Raw genomic sequence first — 20669 nt, forward strand, 5'->3', positions numbered from 1 at the left:
GAATGGAAAAGATCAGAGCACATGTTTGCATGTGTTCTTTTTCTTTTTTATGAACCAAAGTTAAGAAGCCGCTGGCTGTGATAGAATAGTGACATTGGAAGGCAAGGAGGAATCGAACATGAGATTTGCTGTAGATGGAATGGGGGGCGACCATGCGCCCGCTGAAGTAGTCAAAGGCTGTGTCGAGGCAGTCAAGGAGCTGGGCGTGGACATTACGATCACGGGCCCGTCCGACCGCATTGAAGCCGAACTGGCAAAATACGACGTGGATCGGTCAAAGATCAGCGTTCTGCATACAACGGAAGTGGTTGGCACCGATGAAGGCCCGGTTCTGGCCATTCGCCGCAAGAAAGACTCGTCCCTGCGCCGCGCCATTGAACTGGTTCGGGACGGCGACTGCGATGGCGTGGTCTCCGCCGGTTCCACCGGCGCGCTCCTGGCCGGAGGGCTCTTCATCATCGGCCGGATCAAAGGAATCGACCGGCCGGCGCTGGCGCCGCTGATTCCGGGCAAGAATGGCCGGTTCATGGTCATCGATGTGGGAGCCAATACGGACTGCAAGCCGGTGAACCTGCATCAGTTCGCCCATATGGGAAAAGTCTATTTTGAGAGCATCCTGGGCTATGTCAAGCCCCGGATCGGGCTGGTCAACATTGGGGCCGAAGCGGAAAAAGGCAACGAGCTGACCAAAGCAGCCTATGAGCTCCTGGCCGGTGACCCGGCTCTGAACTTTGTGGGCAATGTGGAGCCGCGGGACTGCATCACCGGCGATGTCCAGGTGCTGGTCTGCGACGGGTTTGTCGGCAATACCATCCTGAAGACCTTCGAGGGAACGGTTAAGACCATGCTGGAACTGATTAAGGCGTCGCTTATGAAGTCAGCCAGAGGCAAACTGGGTGGACTCCTGATCAAATCCTCGCTCAAGGAAATGATGAAGCAGTACGATTACCGCGAGACCGGAGGGTCGGCCTTCCTGGGTCTGAATGGCATCGTCGTCAAGGCGCACGGCTCATCCGATGCCATGGCTTTCAAAAACGCGATCCGCCAGGCGGCCCGGGTGAAGGAAGCCGGCTTCATTGACCATTTCCGGGCGGAAATCGAAAAAAACCAGTTGCAGAGTTGATGATGCCATATTATGATACAAGTGATATCAGCGTGACAGAACCAATCATTGAATGAATACGTAGAAACAAAAGACGTGGAGGTTTTTTATATGGTATTTGACAAAGTAAAACACATCATCGCCGATAAGCTGGGAATCAGCGAGGGCGAGATCAAAATGGAGACGACCTTTGAAGATTTAGGGGCAGATTCCCTCGACATCGTCGAACTGATTATGGCCATTGAAGAGGAATATGATATCCAGGTATCCGACGAGGAAGCTGAAAGAGCTCAGTCGGTAGGCGATGTAGTCAACTACATCAATACACTGGTTGGCGAAGAATAAGATTAAGTATGGATTGATGCTGCATCCGATAAGGGTGCAGCTTTTTTGGTATAATAACAGTTGGACAATGCGAGTATATTCCTGAGCCAGGCTTACGTTTGGCTGAGGAATGGACTCAAGCTGACAAAGGAGTCAAATCATGAAACTGAACGAACTGGGAATCCGCTTTTCCAATGAGAAGCTGCTGACACAGGCCCTGACCCATTCTTCCTATGCCAACCAGCAGCAGGGCATGGAAAGCAACGAAAAACTTGAATTTCTGGGCGATGCGATTCTGCAGCTGTGCATCACCCGGGCGCTGTATGAGCGGGGCGGCAGCCGCAGTGAAGGCGAGCTGACCAAAATCCGCGCCCTCATCGTCTGCGAGCCTTCCCTGTATGAGGTGGCCCAGAAGTGGAACCTGGGGCGCTATATTCTGCTGTCCCACGGCGAGGAAGCCACCGGCGGCCGCAAGCGCCAGTCGCTGCTGGCGGATGCGGTGGAAGCGGTCATCGCGGCGCTGTATCTGGACCAGGGCACGGAAGCGGCGGACCGGCTGATCCTGGAACATTTCGAGGACATCATCCGGCGCGCCCTGAATCATGAAATCGTTCTGGACTACAAGACCCGGCTCCAGGAACTCCTCCAGGAGTCCGGCGAGGTCAATATCCACTATGATCTGGTCAAATTCGAGGGTCCGGCGCACCGGCGCAAGTTCTTTTCCCGGGTCGCCGTGGATGAAATAACCATGGGCCGGGGCGAAGGCATGAGCAAGAAGGAATCCGAGCAGGAAGCGGCCCGGGACGCGCTGAGCAAGCTGGCCCTGCACCGGGAGGAAACCCTTTGAGGCACTATATCATTCCGGTCTTCATTCCCCATCTGGGCTGTCCGCATACCTGCGTCTTCTGCAATCAGTCCCGCATCAGCGGCTGTCAGGCGGCAGATCCCCAGAGTCTTGGCGCAGCGGACGTCCAGGCGATTGCCGCACGCCATCTGGCCACGCTCCCACCGGGGGAGAAGACGGTGGAACTGTCGTTTTTCGGCGGCAGCTTTACCGGGATCCCTGTCCACCAGCAGCTGGAACTTTTGGGGGCAGCCCGGGACCTGCGCCAGGCCGGCGCCATTTCCCATATCCGCTGCTCGACCCGGCCTGACTTCATCGATGATGAAGTCCTGGAGCGCTGCGCATCCTTTGGTATGGACATCATCGAACTGGGGGTTCAGAGCCTGGATGACCTGGTGCTGGTTCAGAGCGGCCGCGGTCATACCGCAGAAGATGTGGAACAGGCCTCGCGGCTCATCCGGTCCCGGGGGATCACCCTGGGCCATCAGATCATGCCGGGGCTGCCGGGGGCTGATTCGGCATCTGATCTGGCCACCGCCAGAGCCAGTATTGCCATGAAGCCGGACCAGGTAAGAATCTATCCGACACTGGTGGTGCGGGGCACACCCCTGGCCGAACTTTATGCCGCCGGGCGCTATCTTCCTCTGGAGCTGGAAGACGCCGTCGCCCGGTGCGCCGAGCTGCTGACCCTGTATGAGGCAGCCGGCATTCAGGTGCTGCGGGTTGGTCTGCAGGCCAATCAGGAACTGACCGCGGGCGCCGATCTGATCGCCGGGCCGCACCATCCGGCATTCCGGGAGCTGGTCTTGTCCCGGCGCCTGCATGAGCGCATCGCCGGGTCACTGTCCGATGCCCCCGGATCCTGGGAGCTGCTGCTCCATCCCAAAGACCAGTCAGTGCTCTATGCCGCCGGCCGGCGCTATTACCGCCGCAATCAGGCCAGGATCAGCCGGGTAACCGCCACGGACCAGATCCGGCGCGGACAAGTTATCCTAAGGAGAGAGGGAACCCTCGACATCAGCCTATGTATTTAAAAAATTTGACCATTCGGGGCTTCAAGTCCTTTGCCGATAAAACCGATCTGGAATTCCGTTCGGGCATCACCGCGGTGGTGGGGCCCAACGGATCCGGCAAATCAAATATTTCCGATGCCGTGCGCTGGGTTCTGGGCGAACAGAGCGTCAAGCAGCTGCGGGGCGGCAAGATGGAAGATGTCATCTTTGCCGGCACTCAGTTTCGCAAGCCGCTGGGCCAGGCCAGCGTTTCGCTGACTCTGGACAATTCCTGCCATACGCTGTCCGTTCCCTACAACGAAGTGACGGTGACCCGGCGGCTGTATCGCTCCGGGGAATCGGAATATCTCATCAACAACAACGTCGTGCGTCTGCGCGACATCCATGAGCTGTTCATGGACACCGGCATCGGCCGGGAAGGCTATTCCATGATCGGCCAGGGCAAGATTGACGCGATTCTCTCGGGCAAGCCGGAAGAGCGGCGCGGCCTGGTGGAAGAAGCTGCCGGCATTACCAAGTTCAAGGCCCGCAAGGAAGAAGGCGAAAAGAAGCTGAAGGCGGCCGATGACAACCTGGTGCGGGTGGAGGATATCCTGAGCACCTATGAGGAACGGATCGGGCCTCTGAAGGAAGACAAGGAAAAAGCTGAAGTCTTCCTGGCGCTGTCCGGCGAACTGAAGGACCTGCAGATCGCTGTGATTCTGCAGGAGCTGGAGGAACTGGAGGAGCGCAACGCCGGCTCCATCACCCGGCATCAGGAACTTTCTGAAGCCTTTGCTCAGTCCGGGGAAGCCAAGGCCGCGGCGGAACAGTCCCAGGAGGATCTGTCCCAGGCGCTGGATGATCTGGCGGAGGAAAAGGCCAGGACCCGCGAAGAATACTATGAACGCAAGGGGCGCTTCGACGAGGGCACCTCACAGATCGCTCTGCTGGCGGAGCGGACCCGGTCCTGCCAGGAACGCGCAGCCCAGGCAAGAGCCGGAGCTGCTGCTCTGACGACTCAGATCGAGGAAGCCCGGGATGAGCTGACTCAGGCTCAGGCCCGGGAACAGGAACTGAGTCTGGGCCATCAGAGTGCCATTGCAGACCAGAGGGCGCATGAAGCGGCCATGGGCGAGCTGGAGGCCCGGATCGGGCGCAGTGAACAGGACAGCACACGGCTGAAGGAACGGCAGGAGAACCTGCGCAAAGAGCGCCGGCTGCTGGATGAGCGCCTTTCGCAGGAGCAGGTCCGGGAAAAGGTGCTGCAGTCCCGGCAGGACAGCCTAAAAGACTTATGCGGCAACTACGAAGCGTCTCTGGCCCTGAATACCCGGGGCCGGGATCAGCTCAAAGCCGAACTGACCGCTGTGCTGGATCAGAAGGCGGATCGTCAGACCGGACACGGCACGCTGCGGGAGGAAGGAACCCGCCTGCAGCGCGCGGCGGCAGAGCTGACCAATGAGCTGGAGATCATCCGGCGCAAGGTACGTGACGCCGAAGGCCGCGAAGCCATGCTCAGGAATCTGGAGGAAACCCACGAGGGCTATGCCCGCAGCGTGCGGGATCTGTTCGGGTATCTGAAGCGCAGCAAATCGCCGCACCTGGATCAGGCCGTGGTACTGGGTGATGTCATTCAGACCAGGCCGGAATATGCCGTAGCCATTGAAGCGGCCCTGGGCGGCTACATCGGCAATATCATCACGGCTACCGATGACCAGGCCAAAGCCCTGATTGAGATTCTCAAAAAGCAGAAGCTGGGCCGGGCGACCTTCCTGCCGCGCAATGTCATCCGCGCTTCGCGGATTGCCATGCCCAAGTTCAAGAATGCCGAGGTTCTGGGCTTTGCCTCGGACCTGATCGAAACCGACGATGCCTATCGGGAAATCGCGGACAGCGTGCTGGCACGGACCCTGATCACCCGGAACATGGATGATGCCGTGCTGGCCGCCCGCGAGACGGGCTACAAGATCAAGATCGTGACCCTTGAGGGGGATATGATTCTGGGCGGCGGCGCCATGTCCGGCGGCAGCCAGAAAGGGCAGTCCTCCGGAGTCATGTCGCGCAAGGCGGAGCTGGAGACTCTGGGGCAGACCATCGCCCAGGGCCGGCAGGAGTTCGGCCAAAAGAAGCTCGAGCTGGAAGCCCTGAGCGGACAGCTCGATGCCAAAAAGCAGGAGCTGGCCCGGTCGGATGACCAGCTGCGCCAGCTGGAGCTGGAAGAAACGCGTCTGGCCGAACGAATCGAAGGATTTGTCCGGGAAATCAGCCGGATTCAGACGCTGATGACCGAGCAGACCGCGGCGGGCGGTTCTCTGGAATCAGAACTGGATCTGGCCCGGGAGAAGCTGACCGCCACCAGTCAGGAAATCGAAGCGAATCAGTCTGCCATGGAGCACGCTCTGCTGGAAGAAACCGAACTGCGCGAACGGCGCCGGGAACTGTTCCGGATTAATGACCGCCGCAAGGAGGAACTGGCCGATCACCGGATCCGGGTGACCCGCTGGGAAACGGACCTGACCAGTCAGCGCCAGGGAATTGGCCGCCTGAAGGAACAGCTTCGCTCGTATGAGGAGCGCCTCAGCGGCCTGATCGCAGACCGGGAAACCCAGGAAGCACTGACCCTGAGTCTGGAAGAGGAAACCACCCAGATCCGGACGGAGCGGGACGCCCATCAGACGCGGATGCAGGCGCTGGATCAGACCATGGATGAACTGGACCAAAAAGAGGTTCAGATCCGGTCGCAGATCAAGGAAGCCTCGCGTCTGGCGGACACCGTCCGGGACGAGTATTACCGCCTGGAAAAGGAACTGCTCAAAGCCAGCCTGAACCTGGAAAAATATGAATCGGACAAAGAAGAACTGCTTACCCGGCTCAATGAAGACCTGGACCTGACGCTGGCCCAGGCCAGGGATCTGGCCAAACCGCTGGAGTCCAAGGCCAAAGCTAAAAAGCGCATCAGCGAAATCAAAGGCAAAATCACCGCTCTGGGCAATGTCAACCTGGCCGCCATCGAAGAATACGAGAAGATCTCGCAGCATTATGAGTTCCTCAGTTCCCAGCGCAATGACCTGCTCCGGTCCAAAGCCGAGCTGGAAAAGCTGATTCAGGACATGACGGGAAAAATGCGGGCGCTGTTCAAGGAAAACTTCGTTATTTTATCCCGTAATTTCAAGGATACGTTCCATCAGCTCTTCAACGGCGGCACAGCCGAGCTGATTCTGTCCGAAGGCGATGTCCTGACGGGCAGCATCGACATCAACGTGCAGCCCCCGGGCAAGAAACTCCAAAACATCAATCTGCTCTCCGGCGGGGAGAAGGTCTTGTCGGCCATTGCGCTGACCTTCGCGATTTTGCGCATGAAGCCTTCACCGTTCTGCTTCCTCGATGAAATCGAGGCCGCGCTGGACGATGCCAATGTCTACCGCTATGCCAATTTCATCAAGGAATTCGCCCGGGAGACTCAATTCATACTGATTACGCACCGCAAGGGGACGATGGAAGCAGCTGACATCCTCTACGGTGTTACCATGGAAGAAAAAGGAATTTCCAAGATCGTCTCGGTCGATCTGGAACCAGCACAGGAGGAGGCAGTATAATGGCCGGATTTTTTGAAAAACTGAAGAAGGGGCTGGAAAAGACCCGCAACAGCTTTACCGACCGGATCAATGAAGTGTTCCAGGTCGCGGTCTACATCGACGACGACATGTATGATGAACTGGAGGAGGCGCTGATCACATCCGATGTGGGAGCGCGCACCGCCGATGAAATCATCGAACGGCTCCGGGAGAAGATCCGGACGCAGAAGATCAGCCGGGTCAAGGACGTGAAGCCCGCTCTGGCGGAAGTCATCGCGGAAACGCTGAATCAGCAGGAACCCGCTCCGCTTGACTTCCCGCTGGTAATGCTCATCATCGGAGTGAACGGCGTCGGCAAGACGACCTCCATCGGCAAATTGGCCTACCGCTTCAAGGAAGAGGGGAAAAAAGTCCTCGTTGCCGCCGGAGATACCTTCCGGGCTGCCGCCATCGACCAGCTGGAAATCTGGGCGAACCGCGCCGGCGTTGACATCATCCGTCACCAGGAGGGCTCTGATCCGGCGGCCACCGTATATGACTCGCTCATCGCCGCCCGGGCCCGCCAGGCTGACGTTCTACTGATTGACACGGCCGGACGGCTGCACAACAAGAAGAATCTGATGAAAGAGCTGGAGAAAATCAACAGGATCATCGACCGGGAATATCCATCGGCCCACAAGCAGTCGCTCCTGGTACTGGACGCCACCACCGGCCAGAATGCCATCAATCAGGCTCAGGAATTCCAGAGCGTCGTCAATATTGACGGCATCATCCTGACCAAGCTTGATGGTACAGCCAAAGGCGGCGTCGTCCTCTCCATCAGCCAGACCCTGGGCGTGCCGGTTCGCTACATCGGCGTCGGTGAAGGCATTGACGACGTCCAGGAATTTGACGCCGCTCAGTTTGCCACTCTGCTGTTAGACAGCGATCTGGATCTGGAACAGTTCGAGCATGAAGTCAAACCCGAGTAATCCGGCAGGAACGAAGTAGGAATCGGAACAGACTGAACCGTGGCTGAACGCTACCGTGTGCTGATCAGCAGCAAGACTGAACAGCAGCAAAGGCTGAACAGCAGCAACTTCGGAACAGCATCAAATGCTGAACCGAATGAATGAACAGCAACCGTGGATGAACAGCATCCATGGATGAACAGCAACGGATCAAGAGACGAGCAGATAACAACAGTATTATTGATCACGCTGAAGAGGGAAAGGGGAAACCGATGAATCGAGTAAACCTGGCTTTATTGCAAATGAAAGTGGAATCTGATGTGGAAGCGAATCTGACAAAACTGGCAGAACGTCTGGGCCAGCTGCCCCAGGGTACGGATCTGGTGGTGTTGCCGGAGATGTTTGTCTGTCCTTATGAAACACCGAATTTTCCCCGATATGCCCAAACGCGGGGGGAAGCCGTCTGGCAGAGGCTGTCCGACCTGGCCAGGCAGCATGGGATCTGGCTGTGTGCCGGCTCTGTCCCGGAACTGGACGGGGGAAAAGTGTACAACACCTCCTATGTGTTTGACCGGAGCGGCCGGGAAGTAGCCCGCCACCGAAAGGTTCACCTGTTTGACGTCAATGTCCCGGGGGGGATCTGCTTCCGGGAATCGGACACCCTGACCCCGGGGGATGAAATCACCGTTTTTGATTCGGAATTTGGCAAGATCGGCCTGATGATCTGCTTTGACATTCGCTTTCCGGAACAGACCCGGATCATGGCGGAGCGGGGAGCCCGGCTGGTCCTGGTTCCGGCCGCCTTCAACCTGACGACGGGTCCGGCCCACTGGGATCTGTCCTTCCGGGCCAGGGCGCTGGACAATCAGCTGTTCCTGGCAGGCTGTTCACCGGCCCGCGATCTGACCGCATCCTACCATGCCTACGGCCATTCCCTGATCACCGGCCCCTGGGGCGATATCCGCGCCCAGCTGGACGAAACGGAGGGCATGCTGTCCGCGGCCATTGATCTGGATGACTGTGAAGCCATTCGGCAGGGACTGCCGCTGCTTCGTTCCCGGCGTCCGGAACTGTATCGATAGGATTAGTCGCCGAAAGCTCATAGATCAATTAATTCGGTTCGTTGCTCTTAACTGGTTGAACCAGAGAGATGGGTATAATTGTGCCTGTCTCTCTTTTTGGCGTTCTTTGACGCGCACCCTAATTTCATATCCTCTTACTGCCAGCGATATTGTTTTCAGAAACCTGCTCGACCCTCATCCAATTGTTTAGCAACAGGCCGTGATTAGAATTATCTCAAGTTATATAAAAGATCAGCAATTAAAAGTTTTCGAATGATTGAACCGGCCAATGTCGAATTAGTAGAATTATTGCGCATATATCGCGATGATACAATCAAAAAACGTTTACTATGACGGCGTAACCGATTAAAATAGAACTAAGTTTCTGAGTATTCTCAGGATATTCTTAAAGTCATCCGGAACTATGACTCGGTGTGTCAGTGAGGATTCTGGGAGAAGCTGAAGAAAAGTTCCCTGGGACAGACTGACAGCCGCAAACGGCAATTTTTCATTAGGAGGAGAAGGAATGAGAGAGTACAAGAACCAGATCGCGAAAATTTTCCAGTATACCGCTTTTGGAGCGGGCGTCGTGTTTTTAATCGGGGGAGCGCTCATTGGACTGGATGTGGCTGATATAATGGATGCACTGGGGGGGAGCGGTTCGGCGTTCCCGGTCATGCTTTATTTCTGGCTGGCGGGATTTATTACCTGTCTGCTGCTGATGGGAGCCGCGGAAGTCATTGAACTGCTGGAACGAAATTTCCTGAATTCCGTTCAGCTTAAAAATATGATGGAGAAAAATCTGAGTTCCGGTTCGGTTCATACGGCGGCAAAGCCTGACCAGATTGTATTTGATGATCTGCCTGGTCTTTAGTGTACAGGCAGGAAAACAACTTGAGTGCAACAGAAGATGAGACCGGGCAGGAGGACAAACCGATGGGGAATGAACGTTACCAGAGAATAGGGGAACTGAAGCAGGACGAGTGGATTCTGGGGGCTCCGCTGGAGATCGAAAAGGGGGCGTTGCTGTATGACACGCTGAGCCGCCAGATGATTCTGCAGCTGAGGCTGCGCAATGTCTCCCGTCGAACCATCCGGGCCGCTCAAATCGCGATCGCGCGGCTTGACGCACAAGGCAACTCGATAGCAGATCAGGCGGATCAGGCGATGATGTATCAGGATTTGAACTCGGAACCGGGTTCGCTGTTTGGAGATGGCAAGCCGATTCTTTTGGGAACAGCACCAACCAGGCAGGTCAAAGTACGAGTCCAGAAGGCGGTATTCGGGGATGGCTCGAGATGGGAATCGGAGGATTCGTCCGAGGTAAGTCCCGGAACGCCGCTGCTGGCTGAGCTTTGGCCCAAGGAAGCGCTGGAGCAGTTTGACCGGGAAATCACGGATAAACCTCACTTTCAGAATGCTGCCAGCCACAAGTACCTGCCGGTGATGGAGGCTGCTTACTGGGTTTGTGCCTGCGCCTTCCCCAATCCCGGTTCATGGGACAGCTGCGGACGGTGCGGCCTGCAGCGCGACTGGCTGTTTCAGACAGCTGATCCGGCTCGGCTGACGGAAAAGCAGCAGGCCCATCAGACAGAGCAGACCCGACTGACGGAGGAACGGAAACAGCGGGAAGCTGCCGAGCGGCAGAAGCGGCTTCAGGAAGAAGCGGAACTCAGGGAACGTGAAGCCAGGGAACAGGCGGAGCGGCTGGCTCTTCGGACTCGAAGGCTTCAGGCGGTGAAAAAATACGGGATTCTGAGTGCCTTGGCGATCACCATTGCGGTCGTCGGATTCCTGGCACTGACGCGCTGGATTCCGGTATACCGGTATAATGAAGCGGTCCGTCAACTCGATGCCGGAAACAACGGAGAGGCAGCCGTGCGGTTCCGGGCGCTGAATGATTTTCTTGACAGCAGGAATTTGGCACAGGAAGCCAGCTATCGTCACGCATTGCAGCTGCGCGGGGAAGGGGCCTATGAAGAGGCAGCCAAACTGTTCAAGGAGCTTGAAACCTATAAGGACAGTGCGGTGAATGTCCAGGAAACCAACTACCTGCAGGCAGCGGCCCTGCTGAATGAGCGGAAATATCAGGCAGCCGCCGATCAGTTTGAACAGCTGGGCAATTACAAAGACAGTCCGGCAAAAACGGTGGAAGTCAGATATCTGCGAGCCGAGGAATTGTTTACGTCCGGCGATTATCTGAATGCCTATCCGTTGTACGACAAACTGGGCGGCCACAAGGATTCGTCGAATAAATCCCGGATTGCTCGCTATGAGGCCGGAGTGATCCTGCTGGGGGAGAAAAAGTATCCGGAAGCGGTTGCTGTGCTGGGCTCCATTACGGGATACCCGAGATCCCAGCAAAAATTGGAAGAGGCACTGGTACCGTATGTCCAGGGGCTGCTGAAAGAGGGGAAACTTGCCGTTGCCAGGGAAAGTCTGAATAAACTAAAAACGATCTCGCCGGCTGTTCAAGCACTGCAAACGGAGACGGCCTACCGGCTGGGCGGGGAGCTGGAAACTGCCGGAAAAATCAAGGAAGCCCGGGACGAATACCTGCTGGCCGGGACATTCCAGGACAGCCCGGCAAAAGTCAACGAACTGACCTATGCCCTGGCTCAGTCATTGGAACAGAGCGGCGATTTGGAGGGTGCCCTGGCAGAGTATCGGTTCCGCTCCGCCTATAAGGACAGTGCTGCCAAGTATCAGAATCTGTCGTTTACGCTGGCAAAGCAATATGAAGCCACTGGAGATCTCGTGAAAGCCGCCGAGTACTACTGGAACGCCGGTACCGGCAATCCAGAGGCCAAGGAGAAAGCGAATACCTTATATTTGAAGATTGCCAGGGACTTCGATGAGAAAGAGGATTACGCGAAGGCGTCCCAATACTATTCCCTGGGAGGCGAAGCTGATCTGGCTCGCAAGATCAGAAAATACGGTGACGCGATCAAAGCCTTCCAGGCCGGGAACAAAGAGGACTGCTATGATTTGTTATACGAAGTGGTGGGTTATGATAAAACTTACAGCTATAAGGATTTGGTTCCTTTCCGGGATGCGATTTCGTACTTTGTCTACTGTGCCGCGGAAATGAAGTCCGAGGAATATAAACTGCCGCCAGAGCAGACCGATTATTTCACGTTCTATGATGAGTCCATGTATTACCTGCTGCAGCATGTAGAAGAGCATGCTGACTTTAAGGACATGGCAAAGTTTCTGGAGGATGACTTTTTCACCTGGAGTCGGATTGTGGGGCGGTGGAGTTCCGGATCCAATTATTTTAAACTGTACTTTGAAAAAGACGGCGATCCGAGAATTACCTACAACCTGCCCTTTTATACCGGCAAATATTTCAAGATTCTGGGTGATGTGATGAAATTTGGCAGTGACAGCGCCGGCTGGAAAAATGTCTATCGCATGACTCTGGTCGGAGAGAACACGCTCAAGGTCTATTCCTACAAAGCGGATAAAACCTATACCTTGTACCGGGATTAGCGCTTCCGTCGCCCCTTCTTTTGTCCGTCTGAGTAAATATCGTCCCAGCCAGTAATCTGCAGCAGATCCAGTCATAGTCAGTAATTCCGGACACGATCCGGCTCATTCAATGAACTGAGCCGGATCTTTTAACCATTCGGGTCCTCTTGTCAGGGACAGAAAGCTGGCCCTTGATAACAGCCTGATGAAGCCATAATATAAACCATTGCCTGGGTTGATCATCCCAGGGATGCTGCGAAGCATCAGACAAAGCGGCAGCGGGAGCTTCCATTGGACGGTAAGATAAAGGGTTTCAGCATGAACGGAGCTGATCAGGCGTTGGACCATTCCTGAAAGGCAGAAATGAGTATTCCTTATTCAAAGGAATTTGAACTGCAGTGCGAAATTATCCTATCCGATGAGAAGACCGGAACGAGGAAGGAATTGAGGAAATGGGAGGTTGAAGAAAAACTTAATGAAGAACAATCTGTTCACGTACGCAACCAGTGAACTGTCCCAGGATGCGTTCATCTGCTGGCTGATGAGTTTCGCTCACGAGGAGTATCTGAGCGTAGATCCTCATCTGACAGACTGTGCCAGGGAACTGCTTGCAATAATGATCGGCAGCGAGGAAGCGTTTGTCATTACCAAAATCTCAAGACAGTATAAGAATATTGATGTTCTGCTTGATGTGAGTCACAAGTACCGGATCATTGTGGAAGATAAAACTTTTACCAGTCAGCATGGGGGACAGATCAAAAAATATAAAGAGGAGCTGGAAGCGGAAAGTGACAATTATAAAATAATATGTGTTTATTACAAAATCATGGAACAGGCGTTTCCTGAGAAGGATGTCGTCAACATTACCCGGCAGGATCTGCTGGAACTATTCGGAAAATATAAAGAGAAAACGAAAAACCACATTTTTCAGGATTACTATGAGTATCTCCGTGCCATCGACTGCCAGGTGAAGCGATATGCGACGGATCCCATTGAAAAGTGGACGGATGGCAACGATCATGCATACAAAGGATTCTTTTCGCACCTGATTCAAGACGGAGTAATTGATATCCGGCGGACGTATGATTGGAGTTATGTTGCAAATCCATCCGGCGGATTCCGGGCTTTATGGTGGTACTTTTTAAGCAATGACGAATTGAATGGATGCAACTTACTGAAGGAATATGTCGAAGATCTATACCTGCAGATTGAAGACCAGGTGATTGCCGTCAAACTGAGCGGCAAGAGGGAACGCTCCACACAGGTTCGATGGAGCTTATTTGACTACATCAAGGGTAAGGTGCCAGGCTTTCAGAAAAAGACATTTCGTCCGGGAAATTCGATGACCGTCGGATACGTTGAATATAACGAAACAGACTATCGTGAAAAGATCGCGATGATGCAGGGGATGATGGAATCGATTGTGAGGAGGGAATATTGGTTCAATCCGGAATAATCGCCGCAGTTTTTTCACCGAGAGCAGTCCTGTTAAGTAAAAATACTTGACAGGTCTTTTTGTGACTGGTATCATAATCCAGTGGGTAGGTGAGGCAGATGGAAAACCGAGTGGAAATCTCGCTCTTGATGGATTACTACGGTTCACTGCTGACGGATAAGCAGCAGAAGATCATGGATCTGTATTTCGATGAAGATTTCTCCTTATCTGAGATTGCCGAGCTCAACGAAACTTCAAGGCAGGCGATCCATGATCTGATCAAGCGGACGCATGGACAGCTCCTGAAGTACGAGGAAAAACTCGGCATGAAACGGCTGAGTGAACAAACCGAAGAAAAGAAGAAACGAATCATTCAGGAACTGGAAGCCGGGGGCTGGTCCGATGAGGCGGTAATCCGTCTGATCGAGAGTCTCTAACATCCAGGAACAGGAGGGTGCATGGCTTTTGAAAGTCTTGGAGATCGCCTCCAGGAAAGTTTAAAGAAGCTTCGGGGCAAAGGCTCCATTAACGAAGCGGACATCCGGGAAGCCATGAGAGAGGTCAAGCTGGCCTTATTGGAAGCGGACGTCAATTTCAAAGTCGTAAAAAACTTTGTCCGTGTCGTCAGCGCCAAGGCAATTGGCGAGGATGTCATGAGATCCCTGACCCCGGGACAAATGGTGGTCAAGATTGTTCATGACGAACTGACCCACCTCATGGGAGATGAAGAATCCCCGCTTAAGCTGAGGGATTCAGGCATGACCGTCTACATGCTCTGCGGCCTGCAGGGTGCCGGTAAGACGACCATGGCCGGCAAGCTGGCGCTACATATGCGCAAAACCAAGAATCGCAAACCGATGCTGATTGCCTGTGACGTATACCGTCCGGCCGCCATCAAGCAGCTGGAAATCGTCGGCAAGCAGATTGATGTTCCTGTGTTCTCCATGGGCGATCAGGTCTCTCCGGTCGAAATTGCCCGTCAGGGAATCCTGGCAGCCAAAGAAGCCGGTTCGAATCTGGTCATTATTGATACCGCCGGGCGTCTGCACATTGACGAAGCCCTGATGGAGGAGCTCAAGCTGATCAAGGCTGAGGTGAATCCGCAGGAAACGCTGCTGGTGGTGGATGCGATGACGGGTCAGGATGCGGTCAACGTGGCGGAAACATTCGATCAGACGCTGGACATTTCCGGTGTCGTTCTGACCAAGCTGGACGGCGACACCCGAGGCGGAGCCGCATTGTCGATCCGGGAGATTACCGGAAAGCCGATCAAGCTGGCCGGTGTCGGTGAAAAAATGAATGATCTGGAGACGTTCCATCCGGACCGGATGGCTTCGCGGATTCTGGGCATGGGCGATGTCATGTCGCTGATCGAAAAGGCTCAGACCGAGCTGGACGAAGAAGAAGCTCAGAAACTCGGCGAAAAGATGCTCACCAAGGATTTCAACTTTGAGGATTATCTGTCGCTGATGCGTCAGATGAAGCGGCTGGGACCCCTGACCAAGATCATGGATATGATCCCGGGGATGAACAAGGCGCAGCTCAAGGGCGTCGATATGGAAGAAGGGGAACGAAGCATGAAGATGAATGAGGCGATCATTTTCTCCATGACCCCCAAAGAGCGGCGGAATCCGAAACTCATCGATTCCTCCCGCAAAAAGCGGATCGCAAAAGGAGCCGGCGTCACCATTGCGGACGTCAACCGGCTGATTAAAGGAATGGAAGAATCAAAGAAACTGATGAAACGCCTGGGCGGGAAGTTGCCTTCCGGCAAGGGCGGCGGATTATTTGGCGGAAACCTGCCATTCTAGGCAGGATTCGATATAAATTGGAGGTATAAATACAATGGCAGTAAAAATCAGATTAAGAAGAATGGGTTCAAAGAAGGCACCTTTTTATAGACTGATCGTGGCAGATTCCAGAGCCCCCAGAGATGGACGGTTCATCGAAGAAATCGGCTACTACAATCCGGTCTCTGAGCCCAAAGTTGTCAAGATTGACGGAGAAAAGGCCAAGGCCTGGATCGCCAAGGGTGCACAGCCGACCGAAGGCGTCGTAAGACTGCTTGAGGCACAGGGCATCATTGAAAAGACCGAAAAGAACTGGGAAAAGAAGGCAAAGGCTGATGCAGCCAAGAACGCCATGATCGAAGAGAGAAAGGCAAAGGCTGCTGCAAGACGCGCTGCTGAAGCACCGGCTGAAGAAGCGGTCGCTGAAGAAGCTGCTGAAGAAGCTGCTGAAGAAACTCAGGCGTAATTATGAAAGAGCTCATAGAATTTCTGGCTAAATCCCTGGTCAATCATCCGGAAGCCGTGATGGTTACAGAGCGTACAGAAGGAGATACCACCATCTTCGAACTGAAGGTGGCTCCCGATGATATGGGCAAAGTAATCGGCAAGCAGGGTAAGATTGCCAAAGCAATCCGGACGCTGGTACGGGCAGCCTCCACCAAGGACTCCAGACGGGTCAACGTGGAGATCGTTTAATCAGAACAAGGCAAAGCAAGCCGGTACGTTGTACCGGTTTTTCTTTATTCGGGTCAATGACTGATGTTTTTGATCCGGTTTCGAACCTCGAGGGAAAGGAGAAAGCACATTGAAACAAGTACAGGAAGGACATATTGCCATCGGCCAGGTGGGTAAGCCGCATGGCTTTAAAGGCGAAGTCAAGGTCATCCCGCTGACGGATGATATCCGCCGGTTCCGGCGACTGACCTATGTCGTCATTAACGGAGTGGAGTATAAAGTCGAATTCGTCAAGCTCCAGGCTGACCGGGCCATTTTGAAGCTGGAGGGCATCGATACGCCCGAGCCTCTGGAACAGCTCAAGGATGAGTATGTTCAGGTTCGACAGGAAGACGCGGTCAAGAAGAAAAAAGACGAGTACTTTATCGATGAGCTGCGCGGCATGGCCGTCAAGGACACCGAAGGCAATGATCTGGGCCGCATTTATGACGTCATTCAGACCGGTGCCAATGATGTCTACTGGATCAAGGAACCGAAGCAGCTGCTCATTCCGGCCATGAAGACCATTGTCACCAGCGTGGATCCGGAAGCCGGTGAGATGGTGATTCGTCCGGCCAGGGAATGGAACTATGAGGATTGATGTCCTGACCCTGTTCCCGGAAATGTTTCAGGTGCTGGAGCACAGCATTCTGGGCCGGGCCGGAGCAGCCGGCCTTTACTCCCTGCACCCGCACAACATCCGGGACTACAGCACCGACCGGCATCGCCGAGTGGATGACTCTCCCTACGGCGGTGGCTTTGGCATGGTGCTGGCCTGCCAGCCGATCATGGATGGCATCAAGGCAGTGAAGGAAGAAAATCCAGGGCCGGTGATCTTTCTGGGACCCCGCGGCAAGCCGTTTACTCAGGAAAAAGCCAGGCAATTGGCCCAGCTGGAGGGTTTTACGCTCCTGTGCGGTCACTACGAAGGAATTGATGAGCGCATCTACTCGGTCATTGATGAAGAAATTTCGCTGGGGGATTTCATCCTGACTGGTGGTGAAATGGCAGCCCTGCCCCTCATTGACGCAGTGGTCCGGCTCATTCCCGGAGTTCTGGGATCCCATGAGTCCACGCTGGAAGAGTCCTTTTCCGAGGACACGCTGGAATATCCGCAATATACCAAGCCCGCGGAATATCAGGGCATGAAAGTACCGGAGGTGCTGCTGTCCGGTCATCATGAAAAAATCCGGCAATGGCGGCGCTACATGTCTCTGGAGCTCACCCGGGAGCAGCGCCCCGATCTCTATGCCCGGCTGACCCTGACCAGGGATGATCAGAAAATTTTCAAAGCCATCCTGCGGGAAAAACAGGCAGCCGCGCAAGAGCATGATGCCGCTTCGTCCGTCCGTCCGGGCCTGAATCAGGGAAAGAAACCATCAAGTGATTCTTCTCCGAGTGATTCTTCTCCGAGTGATTCTTCTCCGAGTGAGTCCCAATAAAAGATAATCCGGCCAAAGCGGCTGAACTGAATAGGTTTCATCGATGGACAGATTCCCGGCATAGGCAGAACCGGGGATCTGTTTTTCTATATATGGCTCCTCTTTAAATGAGTAGTTCCGTGGATCGTTCACTGTTTTTCTTCCGGAGCATATACTTTCCGGAGCATATACTTTCCGGAGCATATACTTTCCGGAGTTTTATACTTTCCGGAGTTTTTTCTTTAAAGAGCAGAGTGTATGGAAAAGGTACAGTGTGGAAGAGGTCAGAGTGTGGAAGAGGTCAGAGTGTGGAAGAGGGCAGAGTGTGGAAGAGGGCAGAGTGTGGAAGAGGGCAGAGTGTGGAAAAGGGCAGATTATAGAAGAAGACAGAGTATGGAAGAAGGCAGCGGATGGAGAGAGAGCAGAGGATGTATTAGAAATCTGATGAGGGAAGAAAATGTTGAGTTTATACAGAAGAAAATTGGGGATGGGACTGGCAGCTGAATGTTGAAACGAGAGGCTGAGCCGGAGGAAATTGCAGGAAATAATTCATAAGGGGATTTGCTTACAATTTGAATGCAGGCTGGTTTTTGAGGCTGGGGCTGCCGGAATTGCAGAGGGGTTTGGAGAGAGCGGGGATAATTTGCGATGCGGAGTTTTTGTTTTGTTACCGTTTTGTCATTGACCTGTGCGTCTTTTAAGAAGTGACAACTTAATCATTGATTAATAGGTTGCTTTAATGTAAAATCAGATTGTAAAGGTTGGTCAACCGGTCGAGACGAAGTTGCTGGCAATGGCCAGGGACTGATTCCGGCAAATAATCTGCAAGGGGGCACCTCATTTTGGACAAAACTGCAAGAGATATTTCATTGGAACGAGCGGATGTTTTGAAGTCGAAGATTCAGGATTATCTGGATATTAAAGATACGATTCCATCGGGACTTACCAGAGAACCGCTGATTGCGGAGCGAAAACGTCGGATTATGGATGCGCTGGGCGCGGAGGAAGCAAACTGGAATGACTGGCACTGGCAGGTCAGTGCCCGGGTGCGTGATTCTCAAACACTGGAGAAAATCATCCCGCTGATGCCAAAACAGAAGGAAGAGATTGACCGGGTGGGGAAGAAATTCCGCTGGGCCATCTCGCCGCATTTCCTGTCACTGATCGGAGATGAGGATCCGCTGGCTCACTATGAGAATCCGGTGTTCCTCCAATCCATCCCCATCGGACTGGAGCTGACCGACAGCCATGGCAAGGCGGATCCCATGGGAGAAGAGTATACCAATCCGGCGGAGTGCATCACGCGGCGCTATGCGGATCGGCTGATCATCTACGCCACCAATCAGTGCGGCATGTATTGCCGTCACTGTCAGAGAAGGCGCAATATCGGCGAATTTGACCGGCCCTCCTCGCAGGAGGCGCTGGAGCAGGCTCTGGAATATATCCGGAACAACCCTGAAATCCGCGATGTTCTGATTACCGGCGGAGATCCTCTGACCTTGAGCGATGAGCGGCTGGACTGGCTCCTGTCTGAGCTGGATGCCATTGACCATGTTGAAATCAAGCGAATCGGCACCAGGATGCCCATCACCATTCCGCAGCGGGTCACCCCGGAACTTACCAGCATGCTGCGCCGGCACCATCCGCTGTTCATCAACATTCAGTGCAATCATCCACTGGAGCTGACTCAGGATGTGAAAGAAGCTCTGGGCAGGCTGTCCGATGCGGGGATCCCGCTGGGCAATCAGGCGGTTCTGCTGAAAGGCATCAATGACGATCCGCATATCATGAAGAAGCTGAATCAGGATCTGCTGCGCTGCCGGGTCAAGCCTTACTATATTTTCCATGCCAAGGAAGTCATCGGGACGGAGCATTTCCGCACCAGTGTGGACCGGGGTATCGAGATCATGGAGTATCTGGTGGGCTACACCTCCGGCATGGCCCGTCCCACGTTCATCGTGAATGCGCCCGACGGGTACGGCAAGACGCCGATGCTGCCGGAATATACGGTATCCCGGGGACGAGACAAGCTGACCCTGCGTACCTGGGAAGGCCGGATCTTTGAGTATCCAAACAAGGATTTTGAGGGGTCGATCCGGGACCTGGAAAGCATCGAGTAAGGACAAACGCATCAGAATTTTAAACTTTAGATAATCATCAAATAAACATTCGATGAACATTAAACTAATAATGAAATCTGAAATTCTGTAAAGATATCGATAAAAGGACTGGGATAAATTAGCGGTATTGCAGTGATGAGTGGATATGAATAACAGTTTTTTTAAAGAACGGGATTGACATTGAATCGGGACTGGCGTAATATCATGACTAACAGATTTCAAGCAAATGCGCCGACTGAGACAAACATGTCCAAGGAACAGAACAGAGAGCTGCTGGATGGTGAGAAGCAGACTGAACCGGATATTCAATAATCACTCAAGAGCAGCAAGGTTGAACGGATTTCCCAGTAAACTGCGCCGGATTGACTTACGTTACCAAGTCAGGATTCAACGACAGCCAAGGCGTCGTTCGATCTGGAGAGCCGAAAGGCGAAAATGCAGGGTGGTACCGCGGTATGTTTACACGCCCCTCGACAGGATGTTTCCTGTTGAGGGGCTTTTTGCGCGTTTGATAATCTGAACAGTCAAGGAGGAGAAGACAATGGAACGAACATTACGAGCACTGATCCCAAACGAACCGGAAGTCATGATGCGGGTGACGGCACTGCTGAAGCGGAAAGGCTATCAGATGCGCAAGATCCTCATGGAGGAGGCAGAACTGGGAATGGGAGCGTGGCTCCAAATCACCTTCAATCCGGATGGACCGCGTTTCAGCGGTGCACTCAATACGGTGGGTAAAGTGGTGGATGTCCGGACCGTGGAGGAAGTACTGAAGCCCTGATTCAGGCAAAAACAGGCAATGGATTTTCGGCCACTCGCTGGAATAGCGGAGAGAGCCTGAGCTGAGCCAAGGGCTGGTCAGGAGTT

Annotated in this window: 17 protein-coding genes and 2 pseudogenes; all 19 read left to right on the top strand. The window is 54.0% G+C overall.

All coding sequences use genetic code 11. The features are described from left to right. The first annotated feature begins 118 nt into the window (after positions 1–118). The 19 genes and pseudogenes from plsX to P6M73_RS07415 all read left to right on the top strand — a co-directional run bounded on the left by plsX (position 119) and on the right by P6M73_RS07415 (position 20583). Positions 119–1123 carry a phosphate acyltransferase PlsX gene (gene plsX, locus P6M73_RS07325; protein WP_277855456.1) on the top strand — a complete coding sequence of 335 codons (1005 nt, stop codon included), beginning with the start codon at positions 119–121 and terminating at the stop codon, positions 1121–1123. Positions 1124–1213: 90 nt separating this feature from the next. Then, positions 1214–1447, top strand: coding sequence for an acyl carrier protein (gene acpP / locus P6M73_RS07330; protein ID WP_277855457.1), 234 nt, complete (start codon positions 1214–1216; stop codon positions 1445–1447). A 139-nt stretch (positions 1448–1586) separates the two neighbouring features. Then, positions 1587–2273 (top strand): ribonuclease III, encoded by a 687-nt coding sequence (gene rnc, locus P6M73_RS07335; protein ID WP_277855458.1) that lies wholly within the window; start codon positions 1587–1589, stop codon positions 2271–2273. Beyond that, positions 2270–3304 carry an elongator complex protein 3 gene (locus tag P6M73_RS07340; protein WP_277855459.1) on the top strand — a complete coding sequence of 345 codons (1035 nt, stop codon included), beginning with the start codon at positions 2270–2272 and terminating at the stop codon, positions 3302–3304. Before rnc ends, P6M73_RS07340 begins: the two co-directional genes overlap by 4 nt. Next, entirely contained in the window at positions 3295–6861 is a 3567-nt protein-coding gene (gene smc / locus P6M73_RS07345) for a chromosome segregation protein SMC (RefSeq protein ID WP_277855460.1), read from the top strand. Before P6M73_RS07340 ends, smc begins: the two co-directional genes overlap by 10 nt. Further along, positions 6858–7811, top strand: a complete 954-nt coding sequence (ftsY, locus tag P6M73_RS07350) for a signal recognition particle-docking protein FtsY (protein ID WP_489666496.1) — start codon at positions 6858–6860, stop codon at positions 7809–7811. The genes smc and ftsY overlap by 4 nt, the downstream gene beginning before the upstream one ends. A gap of 251 nt (positions 7812–8062) precedes the next feature. After that, positions 8063–8872: a carbon-nitrogen hydrolase family protein gene (locus P6M73_RS07355; protein WP_277855462.1), complete on the top strand. Its 810-nt coding sequence runs from the start codon at positions 8063–8065 to the stop codon at positions 8870–8872. A gap of 505 nt (positions 8873–9377) precedes the next feature. After that, positions 9378–9725, top strand: coding sequence for a hypothetical protein (locus P6M73_RS07360; protein ID WP_277855463.1), 348 nt, complete (start codon positions 9378–9380; stop codon positions 9723–9725). Positions 9726–9745: 20 nt separating this feature from the next. After that, positions 9746–12343, top strand: coding sequence for a tetratricopeptide repeat protein (locus P6M73_RS07365; RefSeq protein ID WP_277855464.1), 2598 nt, complete (start codon positions 9746–9748; stop codon positions 12341–12343). A gap of 439 nt (positions 12344–12782) precedes the next feature. Beyond that, a complete protein-coding gene (locus P6M73_RS07370; RefSeq protein WP_277855465.1) occupies positions 12783–13778 on the top strand; it encodes a PD-(D/E)XK nuclease family protein in 996 nt (331 codons plus the stop codon). A gap of 98 nt (positions 13779–13876) precedes the next feature. Next, positions 13877–14194 carry a putative DNA-binding protein gene (locus P6M73_RS07375; RefSeq protein WP_277855466.1) on the top strand — a complete coding sequence of 106 codons (318 nt, stop codon included), beginning with the start codon at positions 13877–13879 and terminating at the stop codon, positions 14192–14194. Between the two features lie 21 nt (positions 14195–14215). Beyond that, positions 14216–15568, top strand: coding sequence for a signal recognition particle protein (ffh, locus tag P6M73_RS07380; protein WP_277855467.1), 1353 nt, complete (start codon positions 14216–14218; stop codon positions 15566–15568). Positions 15569–15602: 34 nt separating this feature from the next. Beyond that, positions 15603–15857, top strand: a pseudogene (gene rpsP / locus P6M73_RS07385) (30S ribosomal protein S16); the annotation flags it as partial. A 158-nt stretch (positions 15858–16015) separates the two neighbouring features. After that, the gene (locus P6M73_RS07390) at positions 16016–16243 is read left to right on the top strand and encodes a KH domain-containing protein (RefSeq protein WP_277855468.1); all 228 of its coding nucleotides are present in this window, start codon (positions 16016–16018) and stop codon (positions 16241–16243) included. Between the two features lie 109 nt (positions 16244–16352). Then, positions 16353–16862 carry a ribosome maturation factor RimM gene (rimM, locus tag P6M73_RS07395; protein ID WP_277855469.1) on the top strand — a complete coding sequence of 170 codons (510 nt, stop codon included), beginning with the start codon at positions 16353–16355 and terminating at the stop codon, positions 16860–16862. Further along, positions 16852–17553: pseudogene (gene trmD / locus P6M73_RS07400) on the top strand (tRNA (guanosine(37)-N1)-methyltransferase TrmD); the annotation flags it as partial. The gene rimM and the pseudogene trmD, both read left to right, overlap by 11 nt. Positions 17554–17940: 387 nt before the next feature. Beyond that, entirely contained in the window at positions 17941–18186 is a 246-nt protein-coding gene (locus P6M73_RS07405) for a hypothetical protein (RefSeq protein ID WP_277855470.1), read from the top strand. A gap of 365 nt (positions 18187–18551) precedes the next feature. Next, positions 18552–19802 (top strand): KamA family radical SAM protein, encoded by a 1251-nt coding sequence (locus P6M73_RS07410; protein ID WP_277855471.1) that lies wholly within the window; start codon positions 18552–18554, stop codon positions 19800–19802. Between the two features lie 541 nt (positions 19803–20343). Further along, the gene (locus tag P6M73_RS07415; RefSeq protein ID WP_277855472.1) at positions 20344–20583 is read left to right on the top strand and encodes an ACT domain-containing protein; all 240 of its coding nucleotides are present in this window, start codon (positions 20344–20346) and stop codon (positions 20581–20583) included. Positions 20584–20669 lie beyond the last annotated feature (86 nt).

This window comes from Anaerococcoides asporogena (assembly GCF_029590275.1).
GTDB lineage: Bacteria > Bacillota > Clostridia > Clostridiales > Clostridiaceae > JG1575.

What these genes read in the sequence shown, in the direction of transcription:
- P6M73_RS07375 (WP_277855466.1), top strand. Translation starts at nt 13,877, where the DNA reads ATGGAAAACCGAGTGGAAATCTCGCTCTTGATGGATTACTACGGTTCA.
- ffh (WP_277855467.1), top strand. Translation starts at nt 14,216, where the DNA reads ATGGCTTTTGAAAGTCTTGGAGATCGCCTCCAGGAAAGTTTAAAGAAG.
- P6M73_RS07405 (WP_277855470.1), top strand. Translation starts at nt 17,941, where the DNA reads ATGGAAAAGGTACAGTGTGGAAGAGGTCAGAGTGTGGAAGAGGTCAGA.
- acpP (WP_277855457.1), top strand. Translation starts at nt 1,214, where the DNA reads ATGGTATTTGACAAAGTAAAACACATCATCGCCGATAAGCTGGGAATC.
- P6M73_RS07415 (WP_277855472.1), top strand. Translation starts at nt 20,344, where the DNA reads ATGGAACGAACATTACGAGCACTGATCCCAAACGAACCGGAAGTCATG.
- P6M73_RS07355 (WP_277855462.1), top strand. Translation starts at nt 8,063, where the DNA reads ATGAATCGAGTAAACCTGGCTTTATTGCAAATGAAAGTGGAATCTGAT.
- P6M73_RS07360 (WP_277855463.1), top strand. Translation starts at nt 9,378, where the DNA reads ATGAGAGAGTACAAGAACCAGATCGCGAAAATTTTCCAGTATACCGCT.
- smc (WP_277855460.1), top strand. Translation starts at nt 3,295, where the DNA reads ATGTATTTAAAAAATTTGACCATTCGGGGCTTCAAGTCCTTTGCCGAT.
- rnc (WP_277855458.1), top strand. Translation starts at nt 1,587, where the DNA reads ATGAAACTGAACGAACTGGGAATCCGCTTTTCCAATGAGAAGCTGCTG.
- plsX (WP_277855456.1), top strand. Translation starts at nt 119, where the DNA reads ATGAGATTTGCTGTAGATGGAATGGGGGGCGACCATGCGCCCGCTGAA.
- P6M73_RS07390 (WP_277855468.1), top strand. Translation starts at nt 16,016, where the DNA reads ATGAAAGAGCTCATAGAATTTCTGGCTAAATCCCTGGTCAATCATCCG.